Origin of the sequence: Sphingopyxis jiangsuensis (assembly GCF_016734905.1) — a bacterium.
Classification (GTDB): domain Bacteria; phylum Pseudomonadota; class Alphaproteobacteria; order Sphingomonadales; family Sphingomonadaceae; genus Sphingopyxis; species Sphingopyxis jiangsuensis.
Map to the genome: position 1 here is coordinate 1,160,253 of NZ_JAERPO010000001.1, position 15,355 is coordinate 1,175,607.

General features: G+C 62.3%; 13 protein-coding genes and 1 tRNA gene. 5 read left to right on the plus strand and 9 right to left on the minus strand.

Going from position 1 to position 15,355, the window contains the following annotated elements; translation table 11 throughout:
• Nucleotides 1-28: 28 nt before the first annotated feature.
• The 5 genes from JI743_RS05605 to JI743_RS05625 all read left to right on the plus strand — a co-directional run bounded on the left by JI743_RS05605 (nucleotide 29) and on the right by JI743_RS05625 (nucleotide 7,243).
• Nucleotides 29-700: a hypothetical protein gene (locus tag JI743_RS05605; protein WP_201926721.1), complete on the plus strand. Its 672-nt coding sequence runs from the start codon at nucleotides 29-31 to the stop codon at nucleotides 698-700.
• 43 nt (nucleotides 701-743) lie between these two features.
• A complete protein-coding gene (locus tag JI743_RS05610) occupies nucleotides 744-1,400 on the plus strand; it encodes a hypothetical protein (protein ID WP_201926723.1) in 657 nt (218 codons plus the stop codon).
• A gap of 381 nt (nucleotides 1,401-1,781) precedes the next feature.
• Nucleotides 1,782-4,325, plus strand: coding sequence for a TonB-dependent receptor (locus JI743_RS05615; protein ID WP_201926725.1), 2,544 nt, complete (start codon nucleotides 1,782-1,784; stop codon nucleotides 4,323-4,325).
• Nucleotides 4,326-4,339: 14 nt separating this feature from the next.
• Nucleotides 4,340-6,175: a phosphodiester glycosidase family protein gene (locus tag JI743_RS05620; protein ID WP_201926727.1), complete on the plus strand. Its 1,836-nt coding sequence runs from the start codon at nucleotides 4,340-4,342 to the stop codon at nucleotides 6,173-6,175.
• Nucleotides 6,176-6,325: 150 nt separating this feature from the next.
• Complete coding sequence (locus JI743_RS05625) at nucleotides 6,326-7,243, plus strand: hypothetical protein (RefSeq protein ID WP_201926728.1); 918 nt, start codon at nucleotides 6,326-6,328, stop codon at nucleotides 7,241-7,243.
• A gap of 111 nt (nucleotides 7,244-7,354) precedes the next feature.
• Here JI743_RS05625 and JI743_RS05630 read toward each other — a convergent pair whose 3' ends face one another.
• The 9 genes from JI743_RS05630 to JI743_RS05670 all read right to left on the minus strand — a co-directional run bounded on the left by JI743_RS05630 (nucleotide 7,355) and on the right by JI743_RS05670 (nucleotide 15,320).
• Nucleotides 7,355-7,810, minus strand: coding sequence for a tyrosine-type recombinase/integrase (locus JI743_RS05630; RefSeq protein ID WP_330901976.1), 456 nt, complete (start codon nucleotides 7,808-7,810; stop codon nucleotides 7,355-7,357).
• Nucleotides 7,811-8,075: 265 nt separating this feature from the next.
• Nucleotides 8,076-8,152: transfer RNA gene (locus JI743_RS05635), tRNA-Met, on the minus strand.
• 60 nt (nucleotides 8,153-8,212) lie between these two features.
• Complete coding sequence (locus JI743_RS05640; protein WP_201926732.1) at nucleotides 8,213-8,698, minus strand: 2'-5' RNA ligase family protein; 486 nt, start codon at nucleotides 8,696-8,698, stop codon at nucleotides 8,213-8,215.
• 221 nt (nucleotides 8,699-8,919) lie between these two features.
• A complete protein-coding gene (locus tag JI743_RS05645; RefSeq protein WP_201926734.1) occupies nucleotides 8,920-9,678 on the minus strand; it encodes an alpha/beta fold hydrolase in 759 nt (252 codons plus the stop codon).
• A gap of 113 nt (nucleotides 9,679-9,791) precedes the next feature.
• Nucleotides 9,792-10,721 carry an endolytic transglycosylase MltG gene (gene mltG / locus JI743_RS05650; RefSeq protein WP_201926737.1) on the minus strand — a complete coding sequence of 310 codons (930 nt, stop codon included), beginning with the start codon at nucleotides 10,719-10,721 and terminating at the stop codon, nucleotides 9,792-9,794.
• 4 nt (nucleotides 10,722-10,725) lie between these two features.
• Entirely contained in the window at nucleotides 10,726-11,988 is a 1,263-nt protein-coding gene (gene fabF / locus JI743_RS05655) for a beta-ketoacyl-ACP synthase II (protein ID WP_201926739.1), read from the minus strand.
• A 168-nt stretch (nucleotides 11,989-12,156) separates the two neighbouring features.
• Nucleotides 12,157-12,393 (minus strand): acyl carrier protein, encoded by a 237-nt coding sequence (locus tag JI743_RS05660; RefSeq protein WP_201926741.1) that lies wholly within the window; start codon nucleotides 12,391-12,393, stop codon nucleotides 12,157-12,159.
• Nucleotides 12,394-12,547: 154 nt separating this feature from the next.
• Nucleotides 12,548-14,302, minus strand: a complete 1,755-nt coding sequence (locus JI743_RS05665; RefSeq protein WP_201926743.1) for a tetratricopeptide repeat protein — start codon at nucleotides 14,300-14,302, stop codon at nucleotides 12,548-12,550.
• A 496-nt stretch (nucleotides 14,303-14,798) separates the two neighbouring features.
• Complete coding sequence (locus tag JI743_RS05670; RefSeq protein WP_201926745.1) at nucleotides 14,799-15,320, minus strand: DUF3617 domain-containing protein; 522 nt, start codon at nucleotides 15,318-15,320, stop codon at nucleotides 14,799-14,801.
• Between the last annotated feature and the right edge of the window lie 35 nt (nucleotides 15,321-15,355).

The following is a 15,355-nucleotide window of genomic DNA, read 5'->3' on the forward strand; positions in this document are numbered from 1 at the left end:
GTTCGTCACGGTAATTCTGGCTATTACAATGAGTCCGTCACAGGCCGCCGCGGGAGAGTTTTGGAGCGCATTCGACGAGGATCGCGTCGACCTTTGCCCTGCAGAGGATGAATTCCCGGCCGATCAGGCAAGCGAATATATCGCCTATAATGTCCATGAGCTGGGCAAGGCTCTCGAAACGCTCGCCGAAGACCGGGAGCGCCATGATCAAAACAGCGACCGATGGGGCCAGCCTGTCCCGTTATTCGATCGCGAGCGCCAGACTATGCTGCGTTCGGTGATCGACAGCGCCCAATTTTTCAGTCTGAACATCCTTGCACCAGTCGAGCGGGTCGAACGTGCCGATGGCGTCGCGACCGATGTGCGTTCGATCCGTGTGCCGCCGCCGACGGGAACCGGAAGCAAGGAGCGTTTGCGCATCGGTTTCGCTCGCATGCTGGCCAGTGCCGAAGACGAAAATGGAGCAATTTTGTTCGATTATAACGATGCCTTGCGGGAAATGGATGCGTGGACGCCCGTGCACGACAATATCGATGGCAAAAGCTTTCATTCCTATCCGCTTCTGCTCGCCAGGGATCGGCTGGCCGCCGCGCATCGCGCGCTCCATTCGGTCATGCTTGAAGCGATCGAGCAACCGTCTTTCGCGCCAAATCTCGAGCGTTTCGTCTGGACTGCCTGCCATGACGATATCGAGAAATAATGTGCCCTCGGGTCCCGGGCAGCATAAAGAAGGACGCCGAATCGTGGTAACCAGGGCATCGGGCATGAGAGGTTTGTTCCTGCCTTTTGCGCTGCTTATGGCCGGATGCGGCTTGGCCGGTTCGCCGCGCTGTTCTTTTGACCCGGCGCAAGTGGCTTTGGATTTCAAGAAGCCGATACGCGACCAGCAAGCGGTGCATGACGAACTGCAATCCAGATATAGCGGCGCTCGACCGAACGAAACAGCGACGACGAATGATCGGCAGATTGATGCGATAGGAGAAGATGCCTGGGGCCTGCGCTTTGCCCTTCAGGAATTTTTGCCGATCGGCTCCTATCCCCGCGCCATATATGGCTGGGACAGGCGGCTTGCCGAAAAGGATGTGGAGATGTCGCCAGATAGCGGCCGACAAGATCGATTGAAGGCCGTCTTTCTCCAAACAATGTTCGAACTTTCACCCGGCTCCCATATCGCGGCTTCGGATTACACCCATGAAGTCACCAAATTATGGGCACTGACGACTGCCGACGAGTGGGACACCGGCAACCAGGGTGTTGAGCCCCCTGCCTTCCCGACAATTGTGGAGCAATTGCGCGCAACACAAAAAAGTTACGGCTCGTTCGGGAAAGCCCTGTCCGATACCGTGAATCACCCAGATTACGACGACACATTCGAACGTGTTGCGACGAGCCAGTGTTAGTAGGCTGAAACGCGGGCCGCTCGACGGCATTGATCGCGCGCAGTCCGATGCGGACTCCTCCAAGCGAGACCAGCTTCAGACTATCCCCTAAGAACGACGAACGGAGCCGGGGAGACCCACGCTCCCAGTCCCGAGCCCCCCGGACAAGGGCAGTTCATTTATACCGATGATGAGCACTGCTCTGAGCGCGGACCAACTGGCACGTGACGAAGCCCCTGAGCGAAAGCGATCTTTTCGCGATAGGCTCCTGCGCCCAGCCTCCATTGCGGATTTGTCATCCAACCGACCATCAACCGTCATTGCTTCGTGTGATGACTGCAACAAACCACCCCTAGGGGGTCAGCTCCTTCCCGCCGAAAACAAAAACAGGAGCCTCCCCCCATGATTCAAATGGTGTCGCAATCGATCCGTCATTCGTTGCTGACCGGTGCTGGCGTGATGGCGCTTTGTTGCCCGACCGCAGCTTTTGCACAGGAGGATCAAGGCGAGGATATCGTCGTCACCGGCTTTCGCGCCCAGAACCAGCTGGCCGTCGATGCCAAGCGGAACGCCGAAATCATCGCCGAGTTTGCCAAAAGCGACGATATCGGGCAGCAGCCCGACTATAATATCGCCGACAGCCTGCGCCGCCTTCCCGGCGTTCAGACGATTTTCGACGAGGATGAAGGCCGCTATGTTTCGATCCGCGGCCTGAACCCCAGTTTCACTATTGGCAGCTTCGACGGCGGCACGATGGCCACCGCCGAACGCGGCAATCGCCAGCTCAACATGGAAGCGATTCCGTCGACCGCCGTGTCCAGCCTGGAAGTGCTGAAGTCGCGCACCCCCGATATGGAGGGCAACGCCATCGGCGGCGCGATTAACGTCGTCACCCGTTCGGCGTTCGACAAGCCCGGCACTTTCATCGCCGGCAATGCTTTTGTCGGCATGTCGGATTCGCAGGATATTCCGGGCCGCGGCTTTGGTCGCGACAGCGATGATGGCATCAATTTCCGCGGCGACGCGATTGCCTCGACCCGCTTCGGGCCCGACGGGATCTTCGGCTTGGTCGTGACCGGATCGTTCAGCCGCAAAAGGCGCGACCAGGAACGGCTGTTGCCGCAGAATATCCCGGCGGGCACGGGCGCGACCGCCGCGCCGGCCGGTCCCAACACCAACCTGCTCTGGTCGACCTATCCCAATTCGGTCGACCGTTATGGCGGCACGGTGAAGCTGGAGGCGCGCCCCGGCGACGGGCTCGAAGCCAGCCTCGCCTATACCTATTTCTCGCAGGACGACACCGAACTGCGCCATTCGCAGCAGTTGCTCAACACGGCGGGCGGCAGCTTCGTGCGATTCAACGATTTCCCGATCCGGAAGCCACTCCACATGGGACAGGGCAAGCTGTCTTATGAACAGGAAGGCCATTATGTTGCACTGCGCGGATCCTATTCGCAGGCGAGCTTCGTCGAACCGTCGAACCAGCTGCAGTTCAACCTGGTCGGCGCGGCGCCGACCTTCGATCTCGAACTCGACGGGCGCTATCCGGTTGCGACCAACATCGACCCGCGCTTCAGCGATCCAGCGCAATATCGCTTCACCAGCTATAATCCCTATGAAGATGACTCGACCGACAAGGTTACCGAAGGCCAGTTCGATTACGGCTGGAACAACGCTTCTGGCGATGACGGCTTCGGCGTAGGCATTGGAGCCAAATATCGGCAGACGATCCGCGACAACGACCGCACGCAGGATTTCTGGTCGCCTGCCGCAGGTGTCGACCTGCGCCTGACGCAGTTCAACCAAGTCGAAAATTACCAGCCGATCTTCGGCAATTTCAACCACCTGTTCGTCGATTTCCAGAGCTTCCTCGACTATTTCAACGCCAACCCGTCGCAGTTCACCTATAGTGCCGCGAACAGCGCGCGGCAGACCATCGGCGGCGACTGGCGGTTCCAGGAAGATGTCTATGCCGGTTACGGCCTTGTCCGGCATCATGGCGATCGGCACACCATCATCGCCGGCGTCCGCTACGAAAAGACCGAGACGACGGCCGACGGTTATTCGCGGCGTACCGTTGGCGGCGTCGACCAGTTCACCCCGATATCACGCAAGAATTCCTATGACGACCTCTTGCCGTCGATCACGGCGTCATATGATATCAGCGAGAACCTTCGCCTTCGCGCCGCCTGGTTCAAGGCGATCGGCCGGCCGAACCCTAATTCGATCGCGGGCCAGGAAGTGATCAACGCAGACGATTCGATCAGCCGCCCGAACCCCGACCTCGATCCGCGTCGCGGCGACAGCTATGAAGCGAGCCTCGAATATTATCTGCCCGACCGGCTCGGCATTTTGTCTTTCGCGGCCTTTCACAAGAAGATCGAGGACGAAATCTATACCTTCGCGTCGATAGAGACGATCGACGGCGTGCAGCGGAATGTCAGCCAGCCGCGCAACGCCGAAGGCGCGAAGGTCACGGGTTTCGAAGCCAATCTGGTGGTCAACCGTTTGGCCTTCCTGCCGGGCTTCTTGTCCAACTTCGGCGTGTCGGGCAATGTGACCGTGCTCGACGGCAGCATCACGATCCGCAACAATACGGTTCGCCGCAAGCTCGACCAGCTGCCGGGCCAGGCAAAGTTCCTGGCCAATGCCGCGATCTTCTATGAACAGGGGCCCGTGCGCGCGCGCCTCAGCTATGCACATATCGGCAAGAACAAGACGTCGGTGAACGCCGCCAACCCGGCGGCCGACCGGACCGAAGCAGCGTTCAACACCTTCGATTTCCAGACGCGCATCCGCATCAATTCGGGGATCGAAATGATCGGCGAGGTCCGCAACCTGACCAATCAGCAGCGGTTGAACCTGACCGGACCCGACCAGAATATCGCGCGCGACATTAACCGGTTTGGCCGCCAGTTCTGGGTCGGCGTAGCGTTCTCGTTGTAATCGGGACGCCGCGCATGAAATACGCGCTTCTCCTTTCCCTGTTGGGCGGCGGCACGCCCGCCGCCGCCCAGTCGGTCGATCCTTTCCTGTCCGGACCGATCGGCGCCGAGCGATGCGTCGGCGGGGATGAGACGCCGTGCGACATCGCGCTCGGCGTCCGATACTGGCGCATCGTCCGCGCCGGCGATGCGCCGTTGGTGATGCATGTCGCCGAAATCGACCTCACGCGCTCCGATGTTCAAGTGAAGGTCACGCCCGCCGACCGTTCGGCCGGGATGGAGTATCGGGCACAGACCGCTAGCGATTATCTCGCAAGGTCCGGCGCGGTACTTGCGGTCAACGCCAGCTACTTCCTGCCATTCGTCGGCGGATCGAAAGGTGGCGATGATTTTGTACCGCAGCCGGGACAAGCCGCAGCGGCATCAGGCGCCGTGATCTCGGACGGCGCGACCGTCTCGCCGGTCGAGGGCATTGATGCGCGCGTCGACAGCATGATTTGCTTCGCGCCGACCCGTGCGGCGATCGTCGAAGGTCAGGTCTGCCCCGCGGGCTTTACCGAAGGTGTGTCGGCCGGGCCGCGCATCCTGAAAGCTGGCGAATTCGTACCGCGTCGCCGCCTTGGCCGCGACGGCGTATTTCACGGCGCGACCGAATTGACGCCCGAGGAAGCGGCGCAGCTTGCAGCTGCGCCACCGGGTTCGGGTGGCGGCCCGCGCACCGTCGCGGGGCTGAATGCCGACGGCACGAAACTGTGGCTCGTCGTCGCCGACGGCCGCCAGCCGGGATGGAGCCTCGGCGCGAGTACCGACGATATTCTGGCCCTGTTCCGCAAGCTTGGCGCAAGCGACGTCATGAGCCTCGATGGCGGCGGCTCGGCAACGATGGTCGCCCGCGGCCCCGCTGGCCCCATCGTGATGAGCCGACCGATCCACACCGGCGTCCCGGGACGTCAGCGACCGCTCGGCAATCATATCGGCGTTTTTGTGGGCGACGCTGCGCCCCCCGCGCGCGGGCTGAGCACGTTGCTGCCGCCTTTGCAGCCGCGTGAGATTTCGCGCCTCAAGGCCAGGATGGAATATGTTTACGGCGCGCCAGAAGCGCGGCAGGGCGTCGCGGTCGACGCGCAGAATATCTATGCCGTGGTCAACACCGCGATCGGCAAATATTCGCGTGCCGACGGGCGACTGCTCGCTCGCTGGGCGAGTCCGCGCGGCGGGATGCTGCGCCACCTCAACAGCTGCATCGTGATGGACACCGAGCTCGTTTGTGCCCATTCGAACCATCCCGAAGTGCCGATGGGGAGTTCGGTGGAAGTCTTCGACACGGCTACCCTCGCGCACAAAGCGAGCCACAGCCTCGGCAATAGGGACGAGGGGTCGCTGACTTTCGCCGAACCGATGGCGGGCGGTTGGCTCCTCGGCTTCTCGCATTATTCGGACGAGACCGGTGTGCCCTTCAAGTCGTCGGACTATTCGTCGATCATCAGCGTCGACGACCAATGGCGTCGTACAGGTGGCTGGCTGATTCCGCCCTCGATCCGCAAGAAAATGGCGCCGCAGGCAGCATCGGGCGGCGCAATCGGACCCGACGGCTTCCTCTATCTCTTCGGTCACACACTGCCCGAGCTTTACGTGCTGGCGAAACCCCGGATGGGCGTCGAACTGCTCCATGTCGCGACGATCGACCTTGACGCTGGAGGTCAGGCTTTCGCCTTCGATCCGGCAGAGCCGCGGCGAATTTTCGCGATTGACCGCCCGGCAGGCGAAGTGCGTGCGTTCCGGTTGCCCGAGATCGGCCTAGGCGAAGGTGATCGCTTCGAGCGGCGGCCGGCAGCAAAGCGGAGGCGATGATTGGCGGTCAGGTAGCGATGCGGTGGGCTGGATCCCTTGACCGATACGGCCGACATTATCGCATGTTTTCGTTCGGCGAGGGTTAAGGTCGTCCTTGTCAAATCGGCCGAAATCAATCGCCGCAGGAAGCGGCTGACGTAAGGGAACGAAATGACGCTTCGCGCAACGCTTGTCGCTGCTTGCCTTGTTTTTGCTCATCTCGCGAGCCCGTCGACCGCGAATGCGAGAGACCAGGTCACGCCTGCAACGAACGCGTCTCCCGACGCCGTCATTCCTCTGGAGCGCTGGCGCACCCGGTGGTTCATCCGGGTCGACTTTGGGGGTGCGGAACGCAAGCTTCTCTTCGATACGGGCGCCGGCCTGACCCTGCTCCATCCCGATGTGCTTTCGGCCGCAAAATGTGAACTTTGGGGACGCGTGACGGGCTTTCGGATGTTCGGCCAGCGGGGCGACGGGCCTCGTTGCAACGCGATGGATATCTTCGTCGCAGGTCATCCATTCCGGCCACCGCTTCTAGGAGCAATCGACCTCGGGAAGCTCAATCCCGCCGATGCCGAATTGGAGGGAATTGCTGCACTCAACATGTTCGAGGGTCGCGCAATCACACTGAATCTTGGCGAAGGCGAAATCATCGTGGAATCGCCAGCGAGCCTCCACGAACGCGTGCGTTCGATGCGGCCATTCCCGATCCGCATGAAACGCGAGGTGGAAGGCACCGCGCTTGCCATTATGGCCGAAGTAACCAGCCCACGTGGTCCGGTCTGGATGGAATTGGACTCAGGTAATGGCGGCACGGTGCTGGTAGCAAAACACAACGCGGCCCTGTTCGGCTTGCAGCCTGATGCAGAGGAACCCCAGTCGGGGTATTTCCAGGTTGCCGAAGGCGTAGATCTCCAATCCGAACATATGTTCACGCCAGATATGATTATGGATGGCAATCTGGGCATGCCGTTTTTGCACGACTGGATCATCACGCTCGACTTGCGCGAGGGTCGGGGCTGGATCGTTCGAAATCCGGAAGCAGGCCCCGCGCCAAAGCCGGCGCTGCCGAGCAAGACTTCACAATGACTGAGCAAGCCCAAGGAACCTCGGAGAGCATCAATACTGGCCGTGTTCTGTCGGTCCGGTATCAGGAACAGAATTTGGGAAAGCTGACGTTCGGTCGAACCGCTGAATCCGTCAGCCGCTTGCGATCGCGAACCGGAACATTTGTCCGATGTTCTGCTTGAGCCGCCTGCTGTTATCGAGCGCTCCGCACGCCTCCACCGTGCGAATGACGTCGAGCACCCCGGGCACCGCAATGTATCGGATTGGCCTTTTGCCAAGTACAGGAAAAACGTCGCGTTCCAAGCGGCTCAGCACCCGATCGGCATGTGCCGGGCTAAAACCGTCGACGCGATTCGCGTGCCACGCCCGCGCGACAGGCTCGAAGAAGTCAGGCGAGGCCGCCAATCTTTTTGCCACCCGCCTCGTTTCGGCGGGATCGCATCCTGCGTCGATTAACGCCTTGGTATCGTTCAACTTCATTCGCGCCATCGCGAGTGTCACTGCTGGATATTTGCCAAAGCTGAGCAGCTTTTCCTTGCCACGGAAATGATATTTCATGCGCCAGAACTTCGATCCGGTGGGCTGCACGAGCAGCTATAGTCCGCCTCCGTCAGACATTTTATACGGCCGCTCACACCGCGTCGCATATTTCACTTCGAGCTCTTTCAAGGTCATTGGGCATCGCCTGTTTGAGGAACAGGCAAAAATTATCCCCCATCCACCCCCAAAATCAAATCACCGCACCGGAACGCAACGCTCTCTATCGGCACCCATCGGCGCCGATTAAACGGCTGGTTTCAGGAAAAATAAATACGGAACAGCGCAAACCGGGATGAGCTGGGATTTTCGGCTCTGGTAGCGGAGGAGGGACTCGAACCCCCGACACGCGGATTATGATTCCGCTGCTCTAACCTGCTGAGCTACTCCGCCCCGAAAGGCCGCCGCTTGGGCGAGCAGCGCCTATAGGCAGGGCGCGGCGGGCGGTCAATATCATCTGCGCGGTCCGCGAAATTTGCGGGCAAAGGCGTCTTCCCAGGGGCCGCCGCGATAATGATGTGCCGCGAGACCTGTGATCTCCAGCGGGCGCGGGCGGAAGTCTGTGGCGAGACGGGCAAGCAGGTCGCGCGCCGTGGCGGACGTCACCTTGTTCTGAACCGTGATGTGGAGGCGCGGCACGCCCCGGTCCTGCGCGGTGAGCATGCCGGTGAAATGGTCCGCAATGCGTTCGCAGATGACGAGCAGTTCGGGACTGTCGACGCGAAAGGCAACGCCGCGCCCGAGCGAATAGGGCGCGCCAAGTCTCGCGGCGGGCGGCGGTGTGTCGGCGGCGATCCGGCGGACGAGCCGATCGAGTTCGTCATGTGCCGACGGCGGGAGCTGATGAAGCAGCGTAATGTGCGCCGACAGGAAATTGCGGTCGGGAGGGAAGTGCGCGGCGCGCAGCGCGTCGAAATGGCGCTGGTCGGCCGCACCCATCATTCCGGTCAGAATGAGGGGCGCGGCACCAGTGGCCCGGACGGGAGGGGGGATGTCCGGGTCGCCGTTCGCGAAGCGGGATGGGCGCGGCGGTCGGGAGGGGGATGTGCCGTCGTCCATGGGACGCCCTTTCGCGTTCAATGGCGCATCTGGTAGTTCGACCGCGCAAACGCCAATCGAATTACTGCATCACAATCATCGTATAATGCGATGACATAATATTATCCGCGTCTTAACGCCCCCCAGAAGGTCCTCAGGGCCGCCGCCACCTCTGCCGGACGTTCGGCAATCGCCCAATGGCCGGCCTTTTCGACGATGTGAAGCGACACGCCGGTAGCCGCGGCGAAGCGCTCCGCAACCTCCAGCCCCACATAGGGATCGTTGGCGCCCCAGACCAACGCGCCGTTCGGCGGCAGCCTGTCCAAATCGCGCGCCCAATCATGCTCGAAGCTCAGCCCCCGCGCCGAGCGATAGAGTTTGAGGATCGCGCGGCGCTTGTCCTTGTTCTGCCACTGCTCGGCCTCTTCGCGCGCAATGGCGGCGGGCATGCCCTGCGCGGCGAGCCCCTTGGCGAGCTTGTCGGCGCGGCTCAGCGCCATGAAAATTTCGCCGAGCACCGGGGTGTTCCAGATGCGCGCGATGCGGTGGCCGCGATAATCGGGGTCGATCACAGCATTCGATACGACCCAGCTGCGAATGAGGTCCGGGCGCAGCATCGCCACGCGCTGCGCGATCAAGGCGCCCCAGTCATGACCGACGATGTCGATGGGGCCGTGCGCGGCGAACAACGCCTCCGCCTGCCCCACCGCCCATTCGGCATAGGCCTCCTTGGTCGCGGCGAATCCTGCCGGCAGCGGGCCGGTGAATCCGGGAAGCGCCGGAACCGTCACGGGCGTATCGCCAAGGTCGAGCGCGGCGAGCAAGGGGCGCCAGATCGCCGGGCTGTCGGGCACACCGTGGAGAAAGAGCTTGGCAGCCATATTTCATCCCCTCGTTGGCCGCCCCCGGCGAAGACGGAGACCGCTATCGGTTTGGGCAGCCCAGGCTGGCAGGTCCGCCAGCGGCCCGCGTCTTCGCGGGGGCCGCGGATTCCCTACATCTCGCCCCGCTCGCGGCGGAGCGCATACCATTTCTGCACATTGGCATCATGCTCGGCGAGCGTGCGCGCGAAGATATGCCCGCCATCACCCTTTGCGACGAAATAGAGATAGTCGTTGGGCTCGGGATCGAGCACTGCGGCGATCGAGGCCTTGCCCGGATTGGCGATCGGCCCCTTGGGCAGCCCTGCCATGCTGTACGTGTTGTAATCGTTCACGTCCTGGATTTCGGATCGCTTGATACGGCGGCCGAGCGGCTTGCCCTTGGTGATCGGATAGATGATTGTCGGATCGGCCTGCAGCCGCATGCCCACCGCGAGCCTGTTTGTGTACACGCCAGCGACGGTACGGCGTTCGGCGGGTACGCCGGTTTCCTTCTCGACGATCGAGGCGAGCGTCAGCGCCTCGTTGCGATCCTTGACCGCCGAGCGCGGGCTGCGCTTTGCCCAGAGTTCGGCAAAGGTCTTGTCCATCGCGTCCTGCATCCGCTTCAGCACCGCGGCGCGCTTCTCGCCCGTCGTGAAGGCATAGGTGTCGGGAAGCACGCTGCCCTCGGGCGGCACGGGCACCTCGCCCTTCAGCCGCTCCTCGGCCATCAGCCGCTCCCACACCATGATCGACGGCATGCCCTCGGGCACGGTGACGAAGCGCTGGACGGTCTTGCCCGATTGCATCAGCGCGAGGATGTCGCCCGCGTCCATGCCCTTTTCGATTTTATACTCGCCGGGCCTGATCGGGTCGTCGCCGCCGAAAAAGCGCGCGTGATTGACGAACGCCGAGGCAGAGGTCGCCCCCGCCTCCTCCAGAATCTGCCCTGCCTTGGCGATGCTCGATCCGGCCGGAATGACGACTTCGGCATCGCGCGGCGCGCCGCCCGAACAGGCGGCGAGGAGGAGCGCGAGCAAGGCTGCAAGCAGCCGGCGCATCGCGTCAGTCCTCGACCGCCTTGACGATCAGGCTGGCATTGGTGCCGCCAAAACCGAAGCTGTTGTTGAGCGCCGCCTTGACCGCGCGCTTCTTGGCCGTGTGCGGGACAAGGTCGACGCCCTCGGTCCCCTCGTCGGGATTGTCGAGATTGAGCGTCGGGGGGACGATCTGATCGCGGATCGCGAGGATGCAGAAGATCGATTCGACCGCACCCGCGCCGCCGAGCAGATGGCCGATCGCCGATTTGGTCGAGCTCATCGACACATTGGCGATCTCGTTTCCGAACAGGCGCTTCACCGCGCCCAACTCGATCGTGTCGGCCATCGTCGAGGTGCCGTGCGCGTTGATATAGTCGATGTCGGCGGGGGTCATGCCCGCCTTCTTCAGCGCCATTTCCATCGAGCGAAAGGCGCCAAAGCCTTCGGGATGCGGCGCGGTGACGTGATAGGCGTCGCCCGACAGGCCATAGCCGACCACCTCGGCATAGATTTTCGCACCGCGCGCCTTGGCATGCTCATATTCCTCGAGCACGACAACGCCGGCGCCCTCGCCCATCACAAAGCCGTCACGGTCCTTGTCATAGGGACGGCTCGCTTTTTCGGGCGCGTCATTGCTGCTCATATTGAGCGCGCGCGCCTGCGCGAAGCCGGCGATACCGATCGGGCAGATCGTCGATTCGGCGCCGCCCGCGAGCATGATGTCGGCGTCGTCGTCGCGGATCATCCGCGCCGCGTCGCCGATCGAATGCGCGCCGGTCGAGCATGCGGTGACGACCGCATGGTTCGGCCCCATCAGGCCGTATTTGATGCTGACCTGCCCCGAGATGAGGTTGATGAGGCGGCCGTGGACGAAGTGCGGGCTGACGCGGCCCGGCCCCTTTTCGGCGAGCAGCAGGCTTTCGCTTTCGATCCCCGGCAGACCGCCGATGCCCGACCCGATCGAACAGCCCGCACGCAGTTTTTGCTCGTCGGTCATGTCGGAAAGGCCGGCATCCTCGAGCGCCTGTCCGGCGGCGTCGATGCCATAAACGATGAACGGGTCGACCTGGCGCTGGACCTTGTGGTCGACGCGCTTCATCGGATCGAAGCCATATTCGTGATCGGCGGGTTTGACCTCGCACGCGATCGTGCATTTCTGGTCGGTCGTATCGAAGCGCGTGATCGTTCCCGCACCCGATTTGCCCGCGAGCAGGTTCTTCCAACTCGTTTCGACATCGCCGCCCAGCGGCGTCACCAGACCCAAACCCGTCACCACAACCCGGCGCATAGTCATTCCTTTCGTCGGCCCCACCCCCGCAGGTGCCCGCATCAATATCGTGAACGCATGTCCAAAAAAAAGGCTTCCCGGTCTGGGCGCACATGCGCTCGGAACCGGGAAGCCGGAAACGCGTGGGCGGCGTCGCCGCCGCGTCCGGCCACGCCGGACCGGGGCATTTTAGCCCTTGTTCGCTTCGATATAGTCGATCGCGTCCTTGACGGTGGCGATCTTTTCCGCCGCATCGTCGGGGATTTCGACACCGAATTCTTCTTCGAACGCCATCACCAGCTCGACGATGTCGAGGCTGTCCGCGCCCAGATCGTCGATGAAGCTCGCTTCTTCGGTGACCTTGTCGGCTTCGACGCCCAGATGTTCGACGACGATCTTTTTAACCTTGTCGGCCGAATCGCTCATGCAGATTTCCTTTTTCTTTCTTGCTGACGCGTGAATGTTGGGTTTTGCCCTAGAGCGAGCCAACGGGGCTGGCAAGAGGGCTGGCGCTTCGTGACCATCGAAAATAGCGCGCGAACGGCACAAATGCGGCGATCGCAGCACTACAGGAGCCGGTTCAGCGCGGCGATTTGGCAGCAACGACCCCCGAATCGCGCAACGCTTCGGACGAGCGTGCGATGACGGAGGGTGTGATGATGAACTGGCGAAGCACCGTTTCCGGAGCGGCGTCTGCAGGCTGCTTCGTATAGGCGACAAGTTCTTTCCAAAGCCGCCGTGCCGTTACGGAATCGCCTTGGCGCGCGGTGACGATTGCGCGCACCATCTTATATTGCGGTTCCATGTTGCTGGGCGACGGCATGTTGTCGAGCACTGCCATCGCCTCGTCCTGTTCGCCGCGCTGCGACATCAGGAAGGCGAGCGTGACCGCGGGCACCCCCGGAAAGGATGCGTCGAGGTCGAGCGATCGCTGGAGCATCGCTTCGCCTTCGGCTGCCTGTCCGCACGCGACCTTGTAAAGGCCGAGGAAGCCCGCAATGTCCGGGTCATAAGGATTGAACCGAACTGCCGCGCCGCCGAGCGTATTGCCCGCCGAGCAATTGCCCGCATAAAAATTGGCGCGCGCCATCGCGAAGAGGCCCGCACTCGAATTCGATCCGTTATGATAAGCGCGTTCCGCAAGCTCGCGCGCCTCGGCGAAGGCTTCATTGCCCGCCGGCGTTCCGCGCAGCGGTTGCCAATCGCCAAAGCGAAGCAGCGACAATGACGAGAGTATAATCGGGTCGAGCGGATCTTGAACGAGCGTTTCGCGCAGACACGCCTCGACGCGGCGCGCCGTCGCGGCCTGACGCATCTGGCGCAACCGGTTGAACTGCGCGAGACACGGAAAGCCCGTGGCAAAATTGTTCGGTTGGCGCTGCACCTGGTCGCGAACGATCATGCCGAAATCGCCGGCAATCTGGGCAATGGCGGGCTCGACCGTCGTGAAAGCCGGCATGTCCTGATGCGCGACACGAAATTGCTGCGACCAGATGGTCCGTTGGTCGGCGACGCGGTTCAGGACGAGCGTGACGTCGACCGGACCTTCAACGGTGCGAACGATCGAGGAATCGAGGCGATAATCGGGCTCCGGCGCGCGCGTATCGGGTTGCCGCCTGCTTTGCAGTTGGACGAGGCCGAAGCGCCGAATGCCGTCGCGAAGCTTGCCGTCCAGCGCGCGGGCCATGGCGCGCGAGACGGCCGTTTCGCCCGACTGCGGCGCGCTGACCTCGACGACGGGCATCGGGATGGGCTTGCTGGAGAAATAGCGCCCCGCGCTGCCGAGCAATTGCCAGCCGACATAAAGAGCGACCACGAACACCAGCACCGAAATGACCCAGCCATAACCCCGGCGCGACGGCTGGCTCGCCGACGAAGCCGGCGCTGGAGCGACGGGTGGTTGCGTCGCGCCGCCTGCGGCCATCGCGTCCGCCGTGGTGACGGAGGCGTTGTCCGAGGATGAATCCGACCGGCCCGGCGGCGACGCGCGATACTGGACGACGACTTCATAGCTGCCTTGCGGAACGCGCAAGCGGTGAACCCACGGCGTTTCGGAATAATAGCGGTCGAGCAATGTCCGCAGCCGCCCGACCATGACGCGAGGATAGCTGTCGACCGCAGGGTCGAAATCGGCGCTGCGACCGAGCGCCTCGGTAGCGATGGCATAGGCCTTGGGCGTCGTGCGTCCACCGCGCAATCGATGGTCAGCCAGATATTGCAAGAGCCGCGACAGCACCGGCGAACGCACAAACATGGGCGATTCCAGCAGCCGCTGAAGCTCTTCGGCTATGATCCTGTCGGCTTCGCCGGAGTCCTGAATGTCGTTATCGCTCACGCTGTCCCAAATTCCATTTGCCCCACCGGGCGGTGCGCGACCAATAAGCCAATCGAGAACCGGGGCTAGTTGCTGTTACACCCATGTAACGGTAACAGCGGCGGCGTGCCTTGTAACAAATTTCAGCGAGTTGGCCAATCCGCATTGAATTCGCGTCCATTCGGGTTAACAAATTTCTACCAAATCGCTACTCCCCGCTACGTGACCTCTTGTAACTGCAATTTCGCCGAAAACTGCACCATTTTGGGAAAGTCACGGAGCCCCCCATAGCACCGTGGTCCGCCCCGGTCTTCGACCGGGCCGGGCGGATTGAAGCCGCTGTTGCGGCAGACGCGAGCTGGTCCCTGGCGTCCGCTGCACATCAATCGGCTTCATGAACATGTGACTTGGCCGGGCGGAGGCGTAGCCCCACCTACAATTCCGCCCGCCAAGTCCGCAAATCCCTCGACTGAGCCGATTCTCGGCCGTCCCCCAAAACCGCTACGCCCAGCGCCGCTCAGCTTTGCGTTGTCGCCGCTCCTTCCTTGCACGGGCCGGTATGCGTGCTCGTCATCTGCATCACCATTTCCATTTCGCCGCCCGCCGGGACCGCGCCTTTGGTGGTGATCGTCACGTCGGTCTTCTTTGCCGCCATCGTGCCCGCCATGGCCATGTCGACCGTCTGGCCATTTGCTGTGCAGGTCCCGGCAACGTCGATCGTGCCGCCGCCCACATCCTTTTTCGTCCAGGTGCATTCGCCGCCATTGCCCGGTCCCTTGGCAAGCTCGGCCGCAATGTCTTCCTTGTCGACCTGTTCCTGCGTGAAGCACTGGTCCATGCCGCTCGCGCCTTCGACCATCTGTTTCATCCCGGCCTTCATCTCGTCGGGAATGCCCGGCACATCGAATTTCACGAGCTTGACGTCGGTTTTCCAGTTGCCCGCCTCGCGTTTCACCGGCCCACCCGCATTTTCGGTCTTTCCACAACCCGCAATCGCCAAGGCAGCCCCCAATGTGGCCAGCGCCAACATAGTCTTCATACTCTGTCTCCTGTGAAAGTCGCGTCGGTCGCCGT

Excerpts from the sequence above, each read along its gene's own strand:
- mltG (WP_201926737.1), bottom strand. The coding sequence starts at position 10,721 with ATGCGCCGGCTGCTTGCAGCCTTGCTCGCGCTCCTCCTCGCCGCCTGT.
- JI743_RS05625 (WP_201926728.1), top strand. The coding sequence starts at position 6,326 with ATGACGCTTCGCGCAACGCTTGTCGCTGCTTGCCTTGTTTTTGCTCAT.
- JI743_RS05670 (WP_201926745.1), bottom strand. The coding sequence starts at position 15,320 with ATGAAGACTATGTTGGCGCTGGCCACATTGGGGGCTGCCTTGGCGATT.
- fabF (WP_201926739.1), bottom strand. The coding sequence starts at position 11,988 with ATGCGCCGGGTTGTGGTGACGGGTTTGGGTCTGGTGACGCCGCTGGGC.
- JI743_RS05620 (WP_201926727.1), top strand. The coding sequence starts at position 4,340 with ATGAAATACGCGCTTCTCCTTTCCCTGTTGGGCGGCGGCACGCCCGCC.
- JI743_RS05615 (WP_201926725.1), top strand. The coding sequence starts at position 1,782 with ATGATTCAAATGGTGTCGCAATCGATCCGTCATTCGTTGCTGACCGGT.
- JI743_RS05605 (WP_201926721.1), top strand. The coding sequence starts at position 29 with ATGAGTCCGTCACAGGCCGCCGCGGGAGAGTTTTGGAGCGCATTCGAC.
- JI743_RS05640 (WP_201926732.1), bottom strand. The coding sequence starts at position 8,698 with ATGGGTGCGGCCGACCAGCGCCATTTCGACGCGCTGCGCGCCGCGCAC.
- JI743_RS05660 (WP_201926741.1), bottom strand. The coding sequence starts at position 12,393 with ATGAGCGATTCGGCCGACAAGGTTAAAAAGATCGTCGTCGAACATCTG.
- JI743_RS05645 (WP_201926734.1), bottom strand. The coding sequence starts at position 9,678 with ATGGCTGCCAAGCTCTTTCTCCACGGTGTGCCCGACAGCCCGGCGATC.